The organism is Maribacter aquimaris, from assembly GCF_014596745.1.
Lineage (GTDB): Bacteria > Bacteroidota > Bacteroidia > Flavobacteriales > Flavobacteriaceae > Maribacter_A > Maribacter_A aquimaris.
This window is the reverse complement of the sequence record NZ_JABTCF010000001.1, coordinates 421580-442427: the sequence shown is the minus strand read 5'-3', so window position 1 is coordinate 442427 and position 20848 is coordinate 421580. Positions and strand designations below refer to the sequence as shown.

Genomic DNA, 20848 nt, shown 5'->3' with positions numbered 1-20848 from the left:
CAAAAATCAAGAACATACTTAAAAAAAGGAAGGCAAAAATGTTTTTGATGTTTTTGTTGTGTTCTAGTTTGATTTGGTTTTTAAACAAGTTATCCGAGACGTACACCAACAATGCCACTTTCAATCTGGTTTTTCAGAACATTCCCGATAGTCTATTGCTTAATAAAGTATCAAAGAAGCAGATCGATGTGCGGATAGAGGCCAATGGGTTTCAATTTTTAGGTTTTAATGTAAAGAATAAAGAGGTAGGGGTCGATGTATCCACCGTAAGTTTATTAAAGGGAAGGTATTATATACCACCAAACGTGTATAGAAAACAAATAGACAAACAGTTACGGTCTATGACGGTTCTTGAAGTTGATAGGGATACCTTGTTTTTTGAATTTACACGATTGGGGACAAAAGTCGTACCAGTGTCTTCAAGGCTTAATATCTCTTTGTTGCAAAACCATATTTTGGATGGTCAACTGGCCATAGAGCCGAAAGAGATTACGATAAAAGGGCCTATGGACATTATTGACACCATAAATAGGGTCAATACCGTTTCGATGGACTTACCCGATGTGTCGTCGGACTTTATCAAGGAGGTGACGCTTTATAAAAATCCGGGTTGGGCCAACGTAACCTATTCCAATAATCAGGTTGTGGTACGGGGTAAGGTGTCACGGTTTTCGGAAAAGGTTATTGAAGTGCCCATAAAAGTGATCAATCTTCCCCAAAGGTATGAGATCAGGATATTTCCTGATAAGGTGGGGGTACTCTGTAGGGGTACGTTGGACGAGTTGAAGCTTTTAAACAGTAATGGTTTTGAGGTAATTGCCGATTATAATTCGATAACGAACGATGAATCAAAAACAATGAACCTGAAATTACTAAAAAAGACCGATAACCTTCAGAGTGCGGAATTGAATGAAAAAGAGGTTGAATTTATATTGAGAAAACAATGACTATTGTAGCATTGACAGGGGGAATTGGCAGTGGAAAGTCTACAGTTGCCAATATGTTCAAGAAACTAGGGGTTCCTATTTATAATTCGGATAAGAAGGCTAAAAAGCTTATGGCTTCCTCAAAGAAAATACGAAAGGCCATAAAAGGACTTTTGGGAGATGGGGCTTACACGGACAAAACCTTAAACCGGGATTTTATCGCCCAAAGGGTTTTTGGCGATAAAGAACTGCTCAGTCAATTGAATGGTATAGTACATCCCGCGGTTCGTAAGGATTTTTTAAAATGGGCCGGGAAACAAAAAGCGCCCTATGTAATTCAAGAATCCGCGATTGTGTTTGAAAATGGGCAGCAAGACTTCTACGACAAGGTCATTTTGGTTACTGCCCCGGAAGAGGTCCGCATCCAAAGGGTAGTTGAAAGGGATGGCTCCGAAAAATCCAAAATAAGGGCCCGTATAGGCAATCAATGGGACGATTCCCACAAAGTTTCATTGTCTGACTATGTCATCGAAAATATATCGTTGTCTGACACCGAATCAAAAGTAAAGGAGGTTCATAAGTTTCTTCTTAACCATTGCGGTCTGTGAGCAATTTTAACAATTTTGTTAAGGTTAGGTTAAACGTTAAAATACTAGTTGTTAAATCTTTAATTTTACATTTAGATGAATAAGAGGTTATTTGTGCTTTTGGTCATTCTAATGAGCCTCTCGTTGATAGGGATTATCTTTGTACAGGGGTATTGGATAAAGAAATCTGTCGAAGATAAGGAGGAACAATTTTCGAACAGCGTGTCGGATGTACTGGATAAGGTCGCCGATAAGATCACTCGAAGGGAGCGGAATGACTATTTTGATAGATATGTGAATATAAAGGATAGCGTAGGGGATCTGAAAAGCTCACATTTCAAGAACTTCTTTTTTATTGACCAGGATATTAGTTCCGATGAGATACATTATTATTCCCACGGTATTTTAGAGGAGGAATATAATATCGCATCAACGTTCTTTGACAATGGTTCGGGTGAGGATACCACGACCATAAAAAATTATACCAGTAGGCGTTTAAAAGCGACCTTTAAGGAAGATTTAGGCCTTGATGGTCACCAGAGTAGATTTACCCCAATTGAAAAGGTCGAAAAGATCGGGGGGTTGACGTCCATGGAAATTTCGGCTTTTGAGGATATGTTCGGTGAATTTGCCAAACGGGTTCCTATCCATAACAGGGTATCGAAACAAGAGATTGAATTGTTGTTGGAGCGGGAGTTGACCAATCGCAACATCAACACGGATTATGAATACGGTATCGCTAGTAAGGGATTGCCAACCTCGGTAAAATCGAGAAAATTCAGCTTTAGAAATCCAACACCTTACAAATCCTTGATATTTAAGGATTCCGAAGGCAATTCCAATTATTCTTTGCTGATAACATTCCCAAAGAAAAAGCGGTTTTTAATTCGGTCGATCTTAGGAATGGCAGCCTTGTCCCTTTTGTTTACCCTGGTTATTATAGTGGCTTATTCAAGTGCCATATACCAACTGATCAGGCAAAAGCAGATATCGGAAATAAAGTCTGATTTCATCAATAATATGACCCATGAGTTCAAAACACCGATAGCAACCATCAATTTGGCGGTTGAAGCGATAAAAAACCCACAGGTGATTGATGATAAGGAAAAAGTTATGAGGTATCTTCAAATGATACGCGATGAGAATAAAAGAATGCATGCCCAAGTGGAAAATGTGCTTCGTATATCAAAACTGGAGAAGAACCAATTGGATATCAGTAAGGATCGGGTCGATGTACATGATATAATACAAGATGCCATAGCCCATGTAGAATTGATTGTAGACGATCGGGGAGGTTATATTGAAACGCATTTGAAGGCTGGTAGGTCAGAGATTTTAGCTAATGAGATGCATTTTACCAATGTTATCGTCAATATATTGGATAATGCCATCAAGTATTCCCCGAATGCCCCTAAAATTGATATTTATACCGAAGTGGTCAAGAATAATATCGTAATTGAAGTGAAGGATCAAGGAGCAGGAATGAGTAAGGCCGTAGTGAAAAAGGTTTTCGAGAAGTTCTATAGGGAACATACCGGAGACATACATAATGTAAAAGGGCATGGCTTGGGCCTAGCCTATGTAAAAAGAATAATAGAAGATCACCAAGGTGAGGTTTACGCAGAAAGTGAAAAAGATAAAGGAAGTTCTTTCTATATTAAACTACCCTTAATTTAATGAATTATGGAAACAATTAACAAAAAAATACTTTTAGTAGAGGATGATCCCAATTTTGGGATTGTATTGAAGGATTATCTGTCAATGAACAACTTTGATGTTACATTGGCTAAGAACGGTATGGAGGGTTTTGAGAAGTTTAAAAAGGATAATTATGATGTTTGTATTCTAGATGTTATGATGCCTTATAAGGATGGTTTCACCCTTGCTCGTGAGATTAGGGAAAAAAATGAGAATGTGCCCATAATTTTCCTAACTGCCAAAACAATGAAAGAAGATGTCCTTAAAGGATATAAGGCTGGTGCGGATGACTATTTGAACAAACCCTTCGATTCTGAGGTATTGTTGATGAAACTCAAAGCAATAATTCAAAGAAAGGCTTCCGGAACGTTGGCGGACAGTAAGAAATTTGAATTCCAAATTGGTGGCTTCCATTTGAATTCCAAATTGCGGTTCTTGAAATACAAAGACGAGGAGTCTATTAAACTTTCTCCTAAGGAAAATGAATTATTGCGACTATTGGCGTTGCACGAAAATGATTTGATGCCTAGGGAATTGGCCTTGACCAAAATATGGAGGGATGATAATTATTTTACATCCAGAAGTATGGATGTCTATATCGCCAAATTGCGTAAATATCTTAAACGTGATGATACCGTTGAAATTCTTAACATCCACGGTGAAGGCTTTAGGTTGGTCGTTAAGACAGAATCTGAATAAGATTTAAAAGTTTAAAAATCAAGTAAGGCCCCGACGTATACGTCGGGGCTTTTTTATGCCCTTTTATCCAGGATTTTGGCTATGATTTCTTTTGGACTATGGTTGATTGAAATTTCTATGGCATTCTTTGGGGGCTCCAAGGTTTCAAATTGCGATTTTAAAAGTTCAATAGGCATATAATGTCCTTTTCGTTTCTTTAATCGCTCGTGTATTTCGGTAAAACTTCCCTGTAGGTAAACAAAAACCATTTCCTCCTCCAAATGATTTCTTAATAAGGCCCGGTAGCTCTCCTTTAAAGCTGAACAGGCTATTACGGCCCCTGGTGTCCTATGTTCGATGGCAAGTTTGTTCAGCGACTGCAACCATCCTTTCCGATCGTCATCATTGAGCGCTTGGCCACTGGCCATTTTTTCCACATTCGCCTTGGGATGGTAATCATCCCCATCAAAAAAAGGAATATCAAGTTCATTGGCCAATAAGGTGCCAATGGTCGACTTTCCACAACCGGAAACACCCATTACGATATAGATATACTTATTATCCATGTGTTAATTCAGTTAATTTATCATCAATGCCTTCTAGGATAAGACTAGGGTCATCATCACTATTAAACCAGCAAATTTGCTCATTTTTTCTATACCAGGTCATTTGCCTTTTTGCGAATCGTCTCGTATTCTTTTTGATTTCTGAAATGGCGAAGTCCAAGGTCCAAGTACCATCAAAATAATTGAATAGCTCTTTATATCCGACCGTTTGTAGGGCGTTTAGCGTTCTATGTGGATATACTTGCCGCGCTTCCTCTAAAAGTCCGTTACCGATCATTATATCGACACGTTGGTTGATCCTGTTGTAAATGGTCTCCCGTTCGGCCTTAAGACCAATGGTCAGGGTAGTGAATGGCCTTTTTACATTCTTCTTCCTTAAAAATGAGGAATAAGGTTTGCCAGTGGCCATACAGATTTCCAACGCCCGGATCAAGCGATGTGGATTTTCCAAATCGACCTTGTCGTAGTAGGCTTCGTCCAAAATTCTTAATTGGTGTTGAAGTTCCCCAATTCCCGATTGTTCCAAGGTTTTGTTCAAAGCTTCCCGATAGCTTGAGGGAACCGTAGGGAAATCATCCAATCCATTTGTCACCGCATCGACATACAGCCCACTACCTCCTACAAGGATGGCGATGTCATTGGTTTTGAACAAATCGTCCAAGATGGCAATGGCTTCCTTTTCAAAATCACCAACAGAGTAGTGGTCAAAGATGCTTATATGCTGTATGCAATGATGTTTGGCGGAAATCAATTCTTTTTCACTAGGCACGGCGGTCCCTATTTTCAATTCTTTGTAGAACTGGCGTGAATCGGCAGAAATAATCTCTGTACTATAATGTTTGGCCAAAGAAATGGCTAAACTGGTTTTACCGATTGCGGTCGGCCCTACTACCGAAATAAGGGTTTTGGCTTTCATTATTCCTCAATTAGCTTATATCCGCATTTTCTACAGTATTCAGCATCGGACCGTTTGATTTCGGCACCACAATTCGGACAGGAACGACCATCGTCATTTTCCCTCTGGTTTTTTGAGTAAGTGCTGTATTCTGCCGAAACGATTCCGGTTGGTACCGCAATAACACCGTAACCAATGATCATAATAAGGGTAGCGATAAACTGTCCTAAAGGGGTTTGTGGGGATATATCTCCGTACCCTACAGTGGTCAATGTTACAATCGTCCAATAAATACTATGGGGAATACTGGTAAACCCATGGGTAGGGCCTTCTACCAAATACATAATGGTACCCAATAAAACGGAAACGATGAGCACGAAAAACACGAATACAAATATCTTGGTCTTACTCGCCTTGAGGGCCCTGGCCAAATTATTCGATTCCCCTACAAACCGCACCAATTTAAGTATTCTAAAGACCCGCAACAAACGGAGGGCCCTAAATGCCGTTAAGAACTGGGATTGTAAAATGAAAAATGTAAGATATTTTGGAACCGTCGAGAGCAAGTCGATAATACCGAAAAAACTGAAGATATATTTACTAGGCCTTTTGATGCTAACAAGTCTCAGGATATACTCAATGGTAAAAAGAATGGTGACCACCCATTCCGAAATATTGAAAAATCGATGATATTTATTATCGAAACTTGGGATACTTTCGAGCATTACGATTATGATACTGTATAGGATAACGATCAGTAATACAATATCGAATAATTTACCTGCCGGGGTGTGGGTCCCATATATAACCTCATGTATGGTTGCCCGCCAATCCCGGTTCTTTTTTTTGGTGCTCAAGACTTAGTTATTAAGGTCGATTATTTTTTTAACTCGTTTTTTTCTTAGATAGGAATCTATTATATGACTCGTTGTTACATCACCTTTCATTGGGGTGATAATTGATTCCAAGATATGAATATTATTGATTTGATGGTTAAGGTCATAATACCCAAATCCCTGAAATATACCGTTTTTAATCAATATGGCGCTATATTCCCCTATTTCACGTCCTTTATCGATTATGATCATCGACTTACCCAACAGGCTGTATTTCTCCAATACTTGTTGTGCCCTTTGATTATAGTCCAATGGCGTCTCTTGACCTTTACAGGCCCCGAGACATTGGTTGTTTTGTCCATTATCACAAACCGCTTCTTCCAAACCATTGAGTTTCGGGCAAAGTTGGAATTCCGCTGTGATTTTTTGAAGAAAGTTTTTTGCCGAAAGAGCGCCATTGAAGGTTGTCACACATGCTTTACCTTTATTGTATGGTCCAATTTCAAATTTTTGGTAGCCATTGATATCGGGAATCATATAAAGGGCCTGTAATCGTTTTTTACGTGTGTTGGGATTGTATTTTGGGTTGTTTTTCAAGAGTTCCCCATTCTCTTTCAATAAGGCCACAAGCTCACTTCCTGTTTCCTCGAAAGTAATTGTCTTTGTCTCTTTTTGAAGCTGTCTTGCCTTATCCCCACTCTTTGTAAAGTGTTGATTTACGCGTTTTTTTATATTGGTGCTTTTGCCAAGGAAAAGTATATCCCCTTTTTTGTCATGCATATAATATAACCCGGTTTCCGAAGGCATTTGTTCAACAATGTCCAATTGCCTTTGTGAAAGTTCACCATGGGTTTCTTCGCGAACGACTTCTTTGATGATGGTTTTCTCAGTGTCTTTTGTAAGCAACAATTTAAAAAGCTTAAGGGTGGCGATAGCATCACCATTTGCCCTATGTCGGTCACTCATGGGAATTCCGAGGGCCCTTACCAATTTACCCAAACTATACGATTCGGCATCAGGAAGGAGTTTTTTTGAAAGGTCAACGGTACATAAGGTCTTTCGCTCAAAATTATAGCCCAAGCGCCTAAATTCGGTCCTTAATATTCTATAGTCGAATTGGGCATTGTGGGCAACGAGGACCGAATCCTCGGTTATTTCAATGATTCGTTTGGCCACCTCATAAAACTTGGGGGCCGTACGGAGCATTTTAGCGTTGATTCCTGTTAAATTGACCACAAAAGGTTGAATTTCCCTTTCTGGGTTTATCAAACTTATAAACTTGTCGACGACCTTATGGCCATCAAATTTGTGGATGGCTATCTCTGTAATACCTTCTTCATTGTATTTTCCGCCCGTTGTTTCTATGTCAAGTATCGTATACATCAATCGCCTTCGGTCATTTTTGGTTAATGCGCATAATTTCGTGATCCAAAGATACTACTTCCTATGCGCACCATGGTACTACCTTCTTCAATTGCTATTTTATAGTCGCCACTCATGCCCATTGATAATACGGAAACATGGGGTAAGGAACCCCTTAATTTGTCGAATATGGATTTTAAATGTTTAAATTCATTGCTTACCTGGACGTGATCTGGGGTATTGGTTGCCATACCCATCAATCCGACGATTTCGATATGGTCAAGGGCCTTGAATGCCTCTGATTGTATAAGATCGTTTAGCTCGGTTTGATCCAGTCCGAATTTTGTCGTTTCCTGGGCAATATGCATTTGTAATAAACAGGGTATGGTACGGTTGTGCTTTTTTGCCTGTTTGTCGATTTCCTTCAAGAGTTTGAAACTATCCACTCCATGAACCAATGAAACGAATTCGGCCATATATTTGACCTTGTTGCGCTGTACGTGGCCTATCATATGCCATTCGATATCCTTGGGCAGGGCTGCCCATTTTTCGGCCATTTCCTGTATTTTGTTTTCGCCGAATATTCGTTGACCGCCATCATAGGCTTCCAGAATGCTTTCTTGGGGCTTTGTCTTTGAAACGGCAACCAAGGTAACATGCTCGGGCAATGTTTGTTTTATAGCCTCAAGGTTTGATTTTACAGACATATCATCTTCTATTTTAAAACTCATAAATGGCCATGCCACTTCTCAGTTTTGGTTCTATATAAGTGCTTTTTGGGGGCATGACCAAGCCGGCATCGGCTATGGCCTTTAGCTCATTTATTTTCAAAGGTACAAGACCAAAGCCAACCTGGAATTTTCCGTTGTCGATGTCATCCTTCATTTGAATGACATTATGCTTGCCACAGCCATAATGTATGCGTTCATCATTTCGAAGGTCCTTAATGCCTAAAATAGGCTCCAATATGGTCTTATAAAGGATTTGTGTATCGAGTTGGCTTAAGGTATCCGTAAATCCATAAACTTTTTTTCTAAGGAAAAGCGAATAAAAATCCCCATCCAAATACATGCTGAAATGGTGTTTTTTGGAAGGCTTATAGAGAACACTTCCTTTGTTTTCCATCCTAAAGAAAGCATCCAATCGTATCAGGAACTCTTCTTTGGTCAAACCATTCAAATCCTTTACCATACGGTTGAATTCATAAATGCGTATCTCCGATTCGGGAATCAGGTAGCTCATAAAATAATTATAAGGCTCCTTTCCCGTATGATTGGGGTTCCTGTCCTTGGACATGAAGGCTAATACATTGGAAGATGCACTTCGATGATGGCCATCCGCAATGTACAACGAATCTACTTTTTCAAACTCACGTATCAATTCTTTGATGGAATCAGCATTGGAAACCACCCAAAGGGTATGTTTGATTTTATCAGGGGTGGTAAAATAGTATTCGGGTTTTTTTTGTTTCTCCAGGTCGATAAGTACTTGGATCGAATCATTGTCGGAATAGGTGATCAAAACAGGTTCCGCATTAAAACCGACGGTATTTAGATATTTGGCGAACAATTGTTCCCGTTGACTTAGTGTGTCTTCGTGTTTTTTTATAATATCATCGCGATAGTCCTGAACACTTGTCGCACAAAAAAAGCCACAAGTCTTGAAGCTGTTCTTTTCTATCTGGTAAATATAAAAGCTATCCTTACTGTCTTTTAAAAAAATATTGTCCTCTAAAAATTCGAGATAGCGATTGTGGACCAATTTAAAACGTTCTTCGCCCGACACTTCCTTGGAAAACTTGTATCCAGGATTGATGATGTGTAAGAAGGAGAACGGGTTGAAACGCAGTGTAGCCTCCAACTCTTCTTCGGAATATTCTTGATATGACCGGGAAGTAACATGGACCACTTTGTCCTTTGTGGGTCGAACCGCCTTAAAAGGTTTTATAACAGCCATAGGTCCTATTTAAATTGGGAGGAGACTATCTCTGCTTTCTTTGAAACGTTATAATCATAAAAACCCTCACCTGACTTTATCCCTAGTTTATTGGCCATGACCATATTGACGAGAAGGGGACAGGGAGCATACTTTGGGTTTTTGAATCCATCGTACATGACATTAAGAATTGAGAGGCATACATCCAAACCTATAAAATCGGCCAATTGCAATGGGCCCATAGGATGGGCCATACCCAATTTCATAACGGTATCGATTTCCTCGACCCCTGCAACACCATGATATAAGGTCTCAATAGATTCATTGATCATCGGCATCAGGATCCTATTGGCCACAAATCCCGGGTAATCATTAACCTCGGTAGGCGTTTTGCCCAGTTTCAGGGAAAGGTCCATAATAGCCTTCGTGGTTGCATCTGAGGTGTTGTAGCCCCGAATGATTTCCACCAATTTCATGATAGGTACGGGATTCATAAAGTGCATACCAATGACCTTTTCGGGTCTTTCGGTGGCAGCTGCAATTTTCGTAATCGATATGGACGAGGTATTCGTGGCCAAAATAGTGTTTGGTCCCGCTATGGCGTCCATTTCCTTGAACAGGCCTAGTTTTGTCTCCAATCGCTCCGTAGCCGCCTCAACGACCAACTCGGTGTTCGGAATCCCTGTGGAAAGCTGTTTATGGGTGGTAATGTTGTTTAGGGTTTGTGTTTTATCTTCCCCAGTGATTTTTTCTTTGGATAGCATCCGATCTAAATTCCTGGTAATCGTGGCAATTCCACGATCAAGGGATTCTTCGGAAATATCAATCAAATTCACTTTATATCCATTTTGCGCAAAAACGTGGGCAATACCATTACCCATTGTACCCGCACCGATAACAGCTATGTTTTTCATAAGGGAATCTTTAAAATGAGGCTATGATTTGCAATGCTACCTGTAAAGCCTGCGTTCCTTGACGCAATGAAACAACAGGTGTTGCGTTTTTGGAAATGGCATCCGCGAATGTTTCCAATTCATCAAGAATGGCATTGTTGGTCTCTATATCCGGATTTTCAAAATAAATCTGTTTTTTGATCCCTTCGGCATTTTGTAGGATCATGTCAAAATCCCCAGGTGACTCGGGGGCATCTTTCATTTTAACCACCTCAACCTTTTTTTCCAAAAAGTCGACCGAGATATAGGCGTCCCGTTGAAAGAATCGTGATTTTCGCATGTTTTTAAGTGATATCCTACTTGCCGTAAGATTGGCCACACATCCATTCTCAAATTCGATTCGGGCATTGGCAATATCCGGGGAGTTACTTATGACCGAAACCCCACTGGCATTAATTTGCCTTACCTTGGAGTTCACCACACTTAGAATGGCATCGATATCATGGATCATTAAATCCAAAACGACGGGGACATCGGTGCCCCGAGGATTAAACTCGGCCAATCGGTGGGCTTCAATAAACATTGGATTGTGTATTTTGTCCTTTACGGCCAAGAATGCGGGATTGAATCGTTCGACATGTCCCACTTGCCCTTTAACACCGTGTTTTGCTTCCAAAAGCAATAAATCCTCAGCCTCTTCAAAGGTATTTGTAATCGGTTTTTCAATAAAAACATGTTTCCCTTTTTCCATGGACTTTTTGGCACAATCATAATGTGAAAGTGTAGGGGTTACGATATCAACCACATCCACTGCATCAATAAGTTCATTGATGTTATCGAAATAGGTGTACCCAAATTCGGTGGCTACTTTATGACCATTGATAACATCCGGGTCATAAAAGCCAATAAGATCATATTTTTGGGATTCGTTGAGCAGACGAAGGTGTATTTTTCCTAAATGTCCGGCTCCTAAGACTCCGACTTTAAGCATAGGTAGTATTTTTTTCAAAAATAACGATAGTTTGCTAGTTTCTTTACATTGCACTTCAAAAGTTTTGCGTGGGAAAGCATAAGATCTTTAAATCTTAAGGCAAACTTTGTTAACTTCGCTTTTCAAACCAAACCATAGTAATTACCCTTGAGAGATACGCTTAAACATCGCGGAATGCGCAATAAATTGGCCGATGTATTGATTGCCAAAGGAATAGTGGACACCAAAGTGCTCGACGCTATTCGAACGGTGCCTAGACACTTGTTTATGGATAGTAGTTTTGAAGGGCATGCCTATCAGGACAAGGCATTCCCGATTGCAGCCGATCAAACCATATCGCAACCTTACACGGTCGCTTTTCAAACCGGTTTATTGGAAGTTGAACCCGGGCACAAAGTCCTGGAAATCGGTACAGGTAGTGGCTATCAGACAGCCATTTTAATGCAATTGAAGGCAAAAGTATATACCATTGAGCGACAGTTGGAATTGTTTAAGAAAACCAATCTTTTTTTCAAAAAAATGGGTTATCGACCCAAGAAGGTCATTTTTGGCGATGGGTATAAAGGACTTCCTGAGGTGGCTCCCTTTGACAGTATCATCGTTACCGCAGGTGCCCCTGAAGTTCCCAAGGCCCTTTTGTCGCAATTGAAAATAGGGGGGAGGCTCGTTATTCCCGTAGGGATTGATGACCAGATCATGACCTTGTTCATTCGAAAATCGGAAAAGGAATTCGAGAAGAAGGAATTGGGCTCTTTTAGGTTTGTTCCCTTACTGGAGGATAAGAATTAGGTTGTTGATGAAGTTACAGGTCGATTACCGATTGTAACTTTTTTTGATCCGGTCAAGGTCGCGTTTGTTATCCCGGTCTTTCATCGTTTCCCGTTTATCGTACAATTTTTTACCCTTGGCAAGGGCAATGTTCATTTTTGCCAACCCCCTATCGTTTAAGAACAGGTTCAAGGGTACGATGGTCAGACCGCTTGAAGCGACTTCCTTTTGTAGTTTTTTAAGTTCACGCTTGCTCAAAAGCAACTTACGTTCGGCCTTTGGTTTATGGTTGAAATGTGATGCATGCGAATATTCATCAATCTGCATATTGATAATGTACAGTTCACCACGGTCATTGAATTCACAGAAACTTTCGGATATTGACGCTTTACTTTGACGAATGGATTTTATTTCTGTTCCGGCCAAAACGATACCAGCCGTGTATTTATCCAATATTTCATATTCGAACCTGGCCTTCTTATTCTTTATATTGATTTTGTTCTGCATAACGGTACAAAAATAGGAACAATAATTCTATCCGCAATTTCCTGAAATTGGAATTATTCCTTAATCTTTGTAATGTACCATGTCATTTTACGACCCCATAAAAATGAAAAAAACAAGAAGTGCCCTAATAACCGCAATGGTGGTCTTTTTTATTTCCTGTAAGGAGAAACAAACCCATGGCATAACGGCCCAACAGATCGTGGATAAAAGTATTGATGCCTGTGGGGGTGACTTATATCGGACAAGTAGTATATCCTTTGATTTTCGAGGAATGACCTATGTTAAGGAAAATGCCAAGGGCCAAAAGATCCTAAAGCGGATACAGAAAAATGACTCACTCGATATAGTGGACATAAAGACTTCCAAGGGCTTTGAGCGCTATATTGATGGCGAATTGATCGCTACACCGGATTCTTTAGCGAATCTGTACGGCAACTCCATTAATTCAGTGCATTATTTTGCGTATTTACCGTATGGTTTAAACGATCCTGCCGTAAACAAGGAATATTTGGGGGATATTAAAATCCATGAAAACAATTACCATAAAATAAAAGTAACCTTTAGCCAAGAAAATGGTGGGGATGACTTTGATGATGTATATCTATATTGGTTCAATACAAAAACCTTTAAGCCCGACTATCTAGCCTATGGGTTCCATGTCAATGGTGGGGGTATGCGATTTAGGGAGGCCTATAATGAAAGGGTGGTGAATGGCATTCGATTTGTTGATTACAGGAATTATAAGCCCAAGGCATCCTCTTCGTCTATAAACGAAATTGACCATCTTTTTATGAAAGGGGAATTGGAATTATTGTCGAAAATAGAATTAAAGGATGTAGCGGTTAGTCCGGGCAATTACAATTAAAATTCAAACGCGTATCCGCTGTAATACCATTGATGATCTCAACCACGAATATGCTTCCATTTTGATTGTCATCAATCTGCTGGTACTTTTCCTGACCTATCAGTTTGTTCACAAAATCCGGGGTAGAATCGCTATGGCCCACCACCAAGACATTTTTATTTAGGTTGTCAGCTTTGAATTGTTCCAGATCGATAAGGGCCGGATCGTAGATTTGAACGGTCAAGTTTTTTTTGACGGCTGTGGGGGCTGCTGTCATTTGGGTTCTTTTATAGTCCGTTGTGTAAATGGCGTCGATGTCGACATCATCCAAAATCTCTGCCCAATGCATCGCCCTACCTAGGCCTTTTTGCGACAATTCGGGATCCATGTTTCCGGAGTCAGACCTGTCCTTTTCGGCATGTCTGATAAAATAAAAGGTAGATATGGTATCTTCAACCACGGCAGGTTCTTCCTTACAACCCGCAAAACCTAATACGAAAACAAAAATGAGCAACGCTTTTAAAACCTTCATAATCAGTAATTCGTTAGTTTGTGACTTTATCATTTATTCTAACTAAAAATACCTCAAAATAGTATGTAATACCCTTTGTTTTTTGTTTTTTTGCATATGGTTAAAATCAAACTGTCTCTTTTGTTTCTAGCATTTGTAAGTGTCTTACACGCGCAAAATGAAGGTCTTCCTGTGGATTTAAGACAGCATAACCTTACTGATTCCAATTCAAGTATTTTAAATCCGGCCTTTTCCGGTAATTACGGAAACACCCATTCCGTTGGGTTATGGAGCCGCTGGCAGTGGCAGACTGTCGATGGAGACCCGACTACCTTCTTTTTGAATTATACGGGGAAGTTAAATAACTCATCATCAATAGGGGCAGGGTTTTATCAGCATAATACCGATGTTTACCTGAATACCGGAGGGGTTTTAAACTATGCGTATCGCTATGATTTCAACGATCGGGCAAGTTTGACCTTCGGTTTGAACTTTTTCGCCTACCAACAGGAATTCTCAGGAAATCCTTTTCAAGGTGACCCGCAAATACTGTTACCATTTTTTACTCCCTCAGAAGATTTTATACTTCAATTTGCCCCAGGGGTGCAATTTACTTATGATGGCCTGCGTATTGGGTTCTCATCAGAGAACATGTTCGACTATAATATGGCCGAGAAAGAAGGGAATACGGCTTCTGACGAGAAAATATTTTTGGGAACGGTCTCTTACGATATCCCGGTTTCCTTAGGGGCTTCCGATAGTACTTCCGTCATCAGGCCAATACTCTATATAAAGTCGATTCCAACGTATGATACGCAAGTAGGGTTGAGTGCGGTTTTGTCAACAAGTAAATTTTGGGCACAGGCAGGTTATAATAGTTTCTATGGAATAGCCATTGGGGGAGGTGGAAGGATCATGAAGCGTTTTTCTATTGGTGCCTTGGTCGAATTTGCGACCGATTCCGATTTAAAGGGGAATGATCCGACTTTTGAATTTACCACGGCCTATGATTTTGGACGGACTGTAACAAGAAAGAAAGTAGATAGGATAGACCGGGAAGAAGAGCCTAAAGAGGAAGAATTGGAACAGATTGCCGAGGTTGATGAGCTTTCAAAGGAATTGACCAAAGCGGAAGCGTTGGCCCTTAAACGTGAGGCTAGGCAAAAGGATATAAGCCAACGCAAAAGGAAAAGGGATTCCGTTATTCGGGAAAAGAAAGCGAATGACGACTTAGCCGTACAAATGCGAAAATACCAAAAGCAAAGATTGGATTCCATCGCTAAGGCAAAAAAGAACAAGGCATTGGTTGACACCCAAAAATTAAGGATGCAACAAAAAATGGATTCCATCAATACCGCCAAAATCGCTGCGGAAAATGCGGTCAAAGAAGAACAATTGCAGGCCGAATTGGTCAAACAGGCTGAATTGGTCAAACAGACCGAGGAGGAAAAGCCTAAGGCCGGTGAGAAATATGAGGAGGTTGTAGGGGAAGATGGTCTAAAACCTGGTTATTATTTAATAGCCAATGTTTTTGGAACCAAAAGATATTTAGACGCATTTAAGGCTGATCTTACCAAGAAAGGGTTACAGCCAAAATCATTTTTGAGAAGCAAGAATAAATTGAACTATGTGTATTTAGGACGCTTTGATTCCATGAGTGAGGCCCGTAAGGCACGCGATAGTAAGTTCGATGGTCGTTATACCGAAAAGACTTGGATTTATAGGGTAGTGCCCAAATAAGTAAGAAACGGTTATTTCTTGATTTCCTTTTTGACCAATACTTCTAAATAGGCCACGGTATTCGTAAGGTATTTGCGGTCAAGGGTCATCGTACTCATTGCAACGGCACCTTGTAGCATGGTAAAGAACTGTTTTGCAAATTGTAGCGGGGTTACCGGCAATCGCAGTTCATTGTTGTTTACGCCATTTTCAAGTACCAAGGCAATTTTACCTTCTATGGTCCTTATCGTTTCACGCGAAGCTGCTGCCAAGGATTTATTGTTGTTTTGCGCATCTACCCCAACATTCAATACGGGACAACCGCCCAATTCTGAGGTAAAAACATCATAATGGCTATAAAATTCAGTTAAGGAGAATAATTTATCCAAAGAATCACCTTCAATGTCCAATCGTTTATCGATCGCCTTGAAAAGTTTATTGACACTGTATTCATAAGCGGCAAGCGCAAGTGCTTCCTTGTTTTCGAAATTGCCATAAAGAGCTCCTTTGGTTAACCCCGTAGCATCGGTGAGGTCACTCATACTAGTGCCCACGTATCCGTGTTTGATAAAAACTGGGGCAACGGTCTCAATTATAAAAGCAGTTGTTCGTTTAGCTTTGGTTGTCATGTTACAGCTATTTTCTACGAATATAAAAAAACTATATACTGTATGGTATATGTTATTGATAAAAAAAAGGCCATGTCGGTATCGACATGGCTTTTTTTATAAAAAGTACGCTATTAATTTACCAATTCATTTTGGTTTCTAAAGACCAATTGGCCATCAAAGGAGTCGATCAAAACAATGCTATCCGCTTTAATGGTTCCGCCAAGAAGCTCTTTGGACAAATTGTTCAAGACTTCTTTTTGAATGATCCTTTTGATAGGTCTCGCACCATATTGGGGGTCATACCCTTTATTGGCTAGATGTGTAATAGCTTCATCGGTAAAGTCAATTGTGATATTCTGTTTGTCCAACATTTTCCTCAATTGTTCCAATTGCAGTCTTACGATCTGTGTGATATCTTCCTTGTTCAAAGGTGTGAACATGATAATGTCATCAATCCTGTTTAAAAACTCAGGACGAATTGTTTTTCGCAATAGTCCAAGAACTTCTACCCGTGCAGCTTCTGAGGCACTGTAGATATCTTTATTGTTTTCGAACTTCTCTTGGATAATGTGACTACCCATATTACTGGTCATAATAATTATGGTGTTCTTAAAGTCCGCAATACGTCCTTTGTTGTCGGTAAGTCGACCTTCGTCCAACACTTGTAAGAGCACATTGAATGTATCTGGATGGGCTTTTTCAATTTCATCCAACAACACCACGGAATAGGGTCTTCTTCGCACGGCCTCGGTAAGCTGACCACCCTCGTCATAACCTACATATCCTGGAGGTGCTCCTACCAATCTACTAACGGAATGACGTTCTTGGTATTCACTCATATCTATCCGGGTCATGGCGTTCTCATCATCGAATAAATAAGAAGCCAAGGTTTTCGCAAGTTCGGTTTTACCGACCCCCGTAGTACCGAGGAACAAAAATGATCCTATTGGTTTCTTGGCATCCTGGAGTCCGGCCCTACTTCTACGTATGGCATCGGATACGGCCTGTATCGCCTCATCCTGACCTACTACACGTTTATGAAGGACTTCCTCAAGTTTCAATAATTTTTCACGCTCACTTTGCAACATTTTGGTTACAGGAATACCGGTCCATTTGGCAACGACCTCAGCAATATCTTCATAAGTGACTTCCTCTTTAATCAAGGTATCCCCTTGTTGCTGTTCTGACATTTCTAGTTGAAGGACATCCAATTTTTCTTGGGCTTCCTTGATCTTGCCATAACGCAATTCCGCTACTTTGCCATAATCCCCACTACGCTCGGCCCGTTCGGCTTCCACTTTAAAGTTCTCTATGTCATTCTTGATTTTCTGAATAGAGTCTATCACCGTTTTTTCACTTTCCCACTTGGCATATATTTCATTTCGTTTCTCCTTGATATTGGCTAAGTCGATATACAAAAGTTTAAGTTTGGCCTGATCATCTTCACGCTTAATGGCTTCTATCTCAATTTCGAGTTGCATGATCTTTCTATCCAATATATCCAATTCCTCAGGTTTTGAATTGATTTCCATACGGAGTTTGGCAGCGGCTTCGTCCATAAGGTCGATTGCCTTATCAGGCAAGAACCTATTGGTTATATACCGTTGGGATAGTTCTACGGCCCCAATAACAGCTTCATCCTTAATCTGTACCTTGTGGTGTGCCTCATATTTTTCCTTGATACCCCTAAGGATGGAAATAGCACTTTCAGTGTCCGGTTCGTTGACTACGACCTTTTGGAATCTACGTTCCAAGGCTTTGTCCTTTTCAAAATATTTTTGATATTCATCCAATGTAGTTGCACCTATCGCCCTTAGTTCACCCCTGGCCAAAGCAGGTTTAAGAATGTTGGCGGCATCCATGGCCCCTTGGCCACCACCAGCACCCACGAGGGTATGGATTTCATCAATAAACAGTACAATGTTACCATCTGAGGCGGTGACTTCCTTAATCACCGATTTCAATCGTTCCTCAAATTCACCTTTGTATTTGGCACCTGCAATCAAGGCGCCCATGTCCAAAGAATATATGACTTTATCCTTTAGGTTTTCAGGAATGTCTCCCTGTATGATCCTATGTGCCAATCCTTCCGCAATTGCGGTTTTACCAACACCGGGTTCACCGACCAGTATAGGATTGTTCTTGGTTCTTCTTGAGAGGATCTGTAAAATACGCCTGATTTCCTCGTCCCGACCAATAACAGGGTCCAATTTTCCGCTGTCGGCCAATTGGTTAAGGTTACGGGCATATTTTTCAAGGGAGTTATAGGTCTCTTCCGCACTTTGAGAGGTTACTTTACCTCCTTTTCGAAGTTCCTCTATGGCTTTTTTAAGGTCTTTTTCAGTGACTCCTTGGTCTTTAAGGATTTGTGAAATCTTACTTTTGGACTTGAGTATCGCCAATAGGATATGTTCTATGGAAACATATTCATCTTCCATTTTTTTGGCAATGATACCCGCTTCGGTCAAGCTTTTTCCAGCTTCTCTTGAGACCATGATCTCACCGCCGCTTACCTTTGGGAAACTCTCCAACTCCTTATCGAGGATTTGGTTCAATAAATTGGTATTGACGTTCAATTTCTTTAGAATGAACGGAAGTACATTTTCATCGACTTGTGAAATAGCCTTGAAAAGATGTTCGTTCTCTATCTGTTGGTGGCCCATCTCTTGCGCAATTTGTTGGGCAAGCTGAACGGCTTCCTGTGATTTTATGGTAAAATTATTAAAGTTCATCAGCGTTGTTTTTTCTTGTTATAGATTACTTTTGGTATATGAATGTCAATAATCCTACCAAGTGGAACAAGCGGACAAAATGTCTGTAAAAGCCTAAAAACACAAGACATTACGGCAGAGTAAGGATTTGGATTATAAGCGACTTAGAGATAAAAATACACTATGGGATTATTTAAGGACCTTTTTGGTAAAAGTGGTGAAAAACCTAAGAAAGAACAACCCAATGTACCATGGAAACCCCTGGTTTCCGTACACCAATTGGATGAAATTGTAGAAAAATCAAAAGATAAGACCCAGGTAATATTTAAACATTCAACGACCTGTGGTATCAGTAGAATGGTGCTGAATACGTTTAACACCAATTATGATTATCCCAAAGATCAATTCGATCTCTATTATTTGGATTTACATAGTTTTAGGGAGGTTTCCAATGAAACAGGCATCAAATTCCAGGTAGTGCACCAATCGCCACAGCTTTTGGTAATACGAAATGGGGTAGTGGTAGCCCATGATTCCCATGGGGGTATCAATTCCATTGACCTTAATTCTTATGTGTAATAAAAAAGCCCTGAAAGTAAATTCAGGGCCTTTTTTTTAGTTGAATCGGTGTGAGGTTATAATTCCTTTTATACGATTTTTAAGGTCTTCACCAGCGTCATATACCATTTGTTCGTTTGATGGAAACGGAACCGAGGCAAGGTTTAACAAAGAAACCAATTCATTTTCCAAAGCCCTTTTATCACCATCGTAATTGGCATAAACATGTTCAAATACATATTCACTGGAAAGGGGGTAGGAATTTAGTTGTTGTTTTGTTTCCAAGTCAAAATAGCTTATAAAGCCTGCAACTTGTGCAGTTTTGAATTGTGTGAACTGATAAAAATTACATTTGACCGTTTTGAACTTGTCCACTTTTATTTTGTTGCCTAAACTATCCTTGACAACATTCCCGTCATTGTTCAAAAGGTATTTTTGGCCGTCCTTTATTTGTTTTTCCTTTATGATCTGTTTTTCGTTTACTTGTTCGGGGGAAATATTGATTTCCCTTAACTCTATTTGCATATCATAATCATAGTCGATGTTTGCAAGGGGGTTGGTGTGGTATTTTGTCCATTTGTCTTCCAATCCATAGGCATTGAAATTCAATAGTTCTTCCTCAAGCTTAACAGGAATGATCTTTTCTGTATTATTGATCATTTCTACCTTTACATAATCTTGGCCCTTTTGATAGGCTTCTTCCATTTTTAACCTAGTATCGCCATAGCCAGGATTAATTTCGCTCAAATAATCGAAATCATCATAGGCTTTTCTATAATCGTATTTGTTGGTGGCATTGGTCAAAAGATTTAAAGCATTATCGTACAAATACGATGAAAGTTTATCTTTTGTAGCAATAATCTCCCTGTCGTAGTTGGTTAGGGAAAATTCCGCATTTCTATTTTGATCATTAATGCGCAAGGGCAATAATGGTTTTATCATTTCTTGAATGCGATTAAGGTTTTCGTATCCTTTATAGATGGTTTCAAGATTTGCGGGATTACCGTCCTTTTGCAGAAAAGCAATTTGTTCCAACTCCCTCTCGGTGTTTTTTTGAAAGGCTTCCTCCAATAAAAGCACATAAGATTGGTTGCTTTTTTTGTCTTTGTTTTCCGCTAACTTTTGAACGGCACTGTTTATGGCGTTCATATAATTGCCCGTATTTAAGGCTTGTTGGGTCTTTTTTACCCCGCCGCAAGACAACATTAAAAGTAAGATTCCGCTTAAAAGTAAAAGTTTCTTCATGATATTT

At 39.9% G+C, this 20848-nt stretch carries 21 protein-coding genes; 8 read left to right on the top strand and 13 right to left on the bottom strand.

Features of this window, described 5'->3' with window-relative positions; all coding sequences use genetic code 11:
• The first annotated feature begins 38 nt into the window (after window positions 1–38).
• The 4 genes from HPE56_RS01920 to HPE56_RS01905 all read left to right on the top strand — a co-directional run bounded on the left by HPE56_RS01920 (window position 39) and on the right by HPE56_RS01905 (window position 3910).
• Window positions 39–947 carry a CdaR family protein gene (locus HPE56_RS01920; protein WP_188242077.1) on the top strand — a complete coding sequence of 303 codons (909 nt, stop codon included), beginning with the start codon at window positions 39–41 and terminating at the stop codon, window positions 945–947.
• Entirely contained in the window at window positions 944–1534 is a 591-nt protein-coding gene (coaE, locus tag HPE56_RS01915) for a dephospho-CoA kinase (protein WP_188242076.1), read from the top strand. The genes HPE56_RS01920 and coaE overlap by 4 nt, the downstream gene beginning before the upstream one ends.
• 75 nt (window positions 1535–1609) lie before the next feature.
• A complete protein-coding gene (locus tag HPE56_RS01910) occupies window positions 1610–3190 on the top strand; it encodes a sensor histidine kinase (RefSeq protein ID WP_188242075.1) in 1581 nt (526 codons plus the stop codon).
• Window positions 3191–3196: 6 nt separating this feature from the next.
• On the top strand, window positions 3197–3910 hold the full coding sequence (locus HPE56_RS01905) for a response regulator transcription factor (protein WP_188242074.1): 714 nt from the start codon (window positions 3197–3199) through the stop codon (window positions 3908–3910).
• Between the two features lie 53 nt (window positions 3911–3963).
• Here HPE56_RS01905 and HPE56_RS01900 read toward each other — a convergent pair whose 3' ends face one another.
• Genes HPE56_RS01900 through HPE56_RS01865 form a run of 8 tightly spaced genes read right to left on the bottom strand, consistent with a single transcriptional unit; the run spans window position 3964 to window position 11367 of the window.
• The gene (locus HPE56_RS01900) at window positions 3964–4455 is read right to left on the bottom strand and encodes a gluconokinase (RefSeq protein WP_188242073.1); all 492 of its coding nucleotides are present in this window, start codon (window positions 4453–4455) and stop codon (window positions 3964–3966) included.
• Window positions 4448–5371, bottom strand: a complete 924-nt coding sequence (gene miaA, locus HPE56_RS01895) for a tRNA (adenosine(37)-N6)-dimethylallyltransferase MiaA (RefSeq protein WP_188242072.1) — start codon at window positions 5369–5371, stop codon at window positions 4448–4450. Before miaA ends, HPE56_RS01900 begins: the two co-directional genes overlap by 8 nt.
• A complete protein-coding gene (locus HPE56_RS01890; RefSeq protein ID WP_188242071.1) occupies window positions 5371–6207 on the bottom strand; it encodes an ion transporter in 837 nt (278 codons plus the stop codon). The genes miaA and HPE56_RS01890 overlap by 1 nt, the downstream gene beginning before the upstream one ends.
• A gap of 3 nt (window positions 6208–6210) precedes the next feature.
• The gene (locus HPE56_RS01885; RefSeq protein WP_188242070.1) at window positions 6211–7569 is read right to left on the bottom strand and encodes an exonuclease domain-containing protein; all 1359 of its coding nucleotides are present in this window, start codon (window positions 7567–7569) and stop codon (window positions 6211–6213) included.
• Window positions 7570–7592: 23 nt separating this feature from the next.
• Window positions 7593–8255, bottom strand: a complete 663-nt coding sequence (locus tag HPE56_RS01880; protein ID WP_188242069.1) for a YggS family pyridoxal phosphate-dependent enzyme — start codon at window positions 8253–8255, stop codon at window positions 7593–7595.
• Window positions 8256–8268: 13 nt separating this feature from the next.
• Window positions 8269–9504, bottom strand: a complete 1236-nt coding sequence (locus HPE56_RS01875; RefSeq protein WP_188242068.1) for a DUF1015 domain-containing protein — start codon at window positions 9502–9504, stop codon at window positions 8269–8271.
• A 5-nt stretch (window positions 9505–9509) separates the two neighbouring features.
• A complete protein-coding gene (locus tag HPE56_RS01870; RefSeq protein ID WP_188242067.1) occupies window positions 9510–10397 on the bottom strand; it encodes a 3-hydroxyacyl-CoA dehydrogenase family protein in 888 nt (295 codons plus the stop codon).
• Window positions 10398–10407: 10 nt separating this feature from the next.
• Window positions 10408–11367 carry a Gfo/Idh/MocA family oxidoreductase gene (locus HPE56_RS01865; protein WP_109650221.1) on the bottom strand — a complete coding sequence of 320 codons (960 nt, stop codon included), beginning with the start codon at window positions 11365–11367 and terminating at the stop codon, window positions 10408–10410.
• 147 nt (window positions 11368–11514) lie between these two features.
• On the opposite strand from HPE56_RS01865, the gene HPE56_RS01860 reads away from it, so the two are divergent.
• Window positions 11515–12156: a protein-L-isoaspartate(D-aspartate) O-methyltransferase gene (locus HPE56_RS01860; RefSeq protein WP_188242066.1), complete on the top strand. Its 642-nt coding sequence runs from the start codon at window positions 11515–11517 to the stop codon at window positions 12154–12156.
• Window positions 12157–12180: 24 nt separating this feature from the next.
• On the opposite strand, the gene smpB is transcribed toward HPE56_RS01860, so the two are convergent.
• A complete protein-coding gene (gene smpB, locus HPE56_RS01855; RefSeq protein ID WP_188242065.1) occupies window positions 12181–12642 on the bottom strand; it encodes an SsrA-binding protein SmpB in 462 nt (153 codons plus the stop codon).
• A gap of 103 nt (window positions 12643–12745) precedes the next feature.
• Between smpB and HPE56_RS01850 the strand changes: the two genes are divergently transcribed.
• Window positions 12746–13507: a DUF6503 family protein gene (locus tag HPE56_RS01850; protein ID WP_223170141.1), complete on the top strand. Its 762-nt coding sequence runs from the start codon at window positions 12746–12748 to the stop codon at window positions 13505–13507.
• Here the strand turns inward: HPE56_RS01850 and HPE56_RS01845 are convergent.
• Window positions 13485–14018 (bottom strand): SixA phosphatase family protein, encoded by a 534-nt coding sequence (locus tag HPE56_RS01845; protein ID WP_188242064.1) that lies wholly within the window; start codon window positions 14016–14018, stop codon window positions 13485–13487. The genes HPE56_RS01850 and HPE56_RS01845 overlap by 23 nt on opposite strands.
• Before the next feature lie 120 nt (window positions 14019–14138).
• Between HPE56_RS01845 and HPE56_RS01840 the strand changes: the two genes are divergently transcribed.
• Window positions 14139–15737 (top strand): PorP/SprF family type IX secretion system membrane protein, encoded by a 1599-nt coding sequence (locus tag HPE56_RS01840; protein WP_188242063.1) that lies wholly within the window; start codon window positions 14139–14141, stop codon window positions 15735–15737.
• An 11-nt stretch (window positions 15738–15748) separates the two neighbouring features.
• Here the strand turns inward: HPE56_RS01840 and HPE56_RS01835 are convergent, their stop codons facing one another.
• The gene (locus tag HPE56_RS01835) at window positions 15749–16345 is read right to left on the bottom strand and encodes a TetR/AcrR family transcriptional regulator (protein WP_188242062.1); all 597 of its coding nucleotides are present in this window, start codon (window positions 16343–16345) and stop codon (window positions 15749–15751) included.
• Between the two features lie 113 nt (window positions 16346–16458).
• Window positions 16459–19059, bottom strand: a complete 2601-nt coding sequence (clpB, locus tag HPE56_RS01830; protein ID WP_188242061.1) for an ATP-dependent chaperone ClpB — start codon at window positions 19057–19059, stop codon at window positions 16459–16461.
• A gap of 162 nt (window positions 19060–19221) precedes the next feature.
• Here clpB and ytxJ point away from each other — a divergent pair, with 162 nt between their 5' ends.
• The gene (gene ytxJ, locus HPE56_RS01825) at window positions 19222–19617 is read left to right on the top strand and encodes a bacillithiol system redox-active protein YtxJ (RefSeq protein ID WP_188242060.1); all 396 of its coding nucleotides are present in this window, start codon (window positions 19222–19224) and stop codon (window positions 19615–19617) included.
• Between the two features lie 36 nt (window positions 19618–19653).
• Here ytxJ and HPE56_RS01820 read toward each other — a convergent pair whose 3' ends face one another.
• Window positions 19654–20841 carry a hypothetical protein gene (locus HPE56_RS01820; RefSeq protein WP_188242059.1) on the bottom strand — a complete coding sequence of 396 codons (1188 nt, stop codon included), beginning with the start codon at window positions 20839–20841 and terminating at the stop codon, window positions 19654–19656.
• Between the last annotated feature and the right edge of the window lie 7 nt (window positions 20842–20848).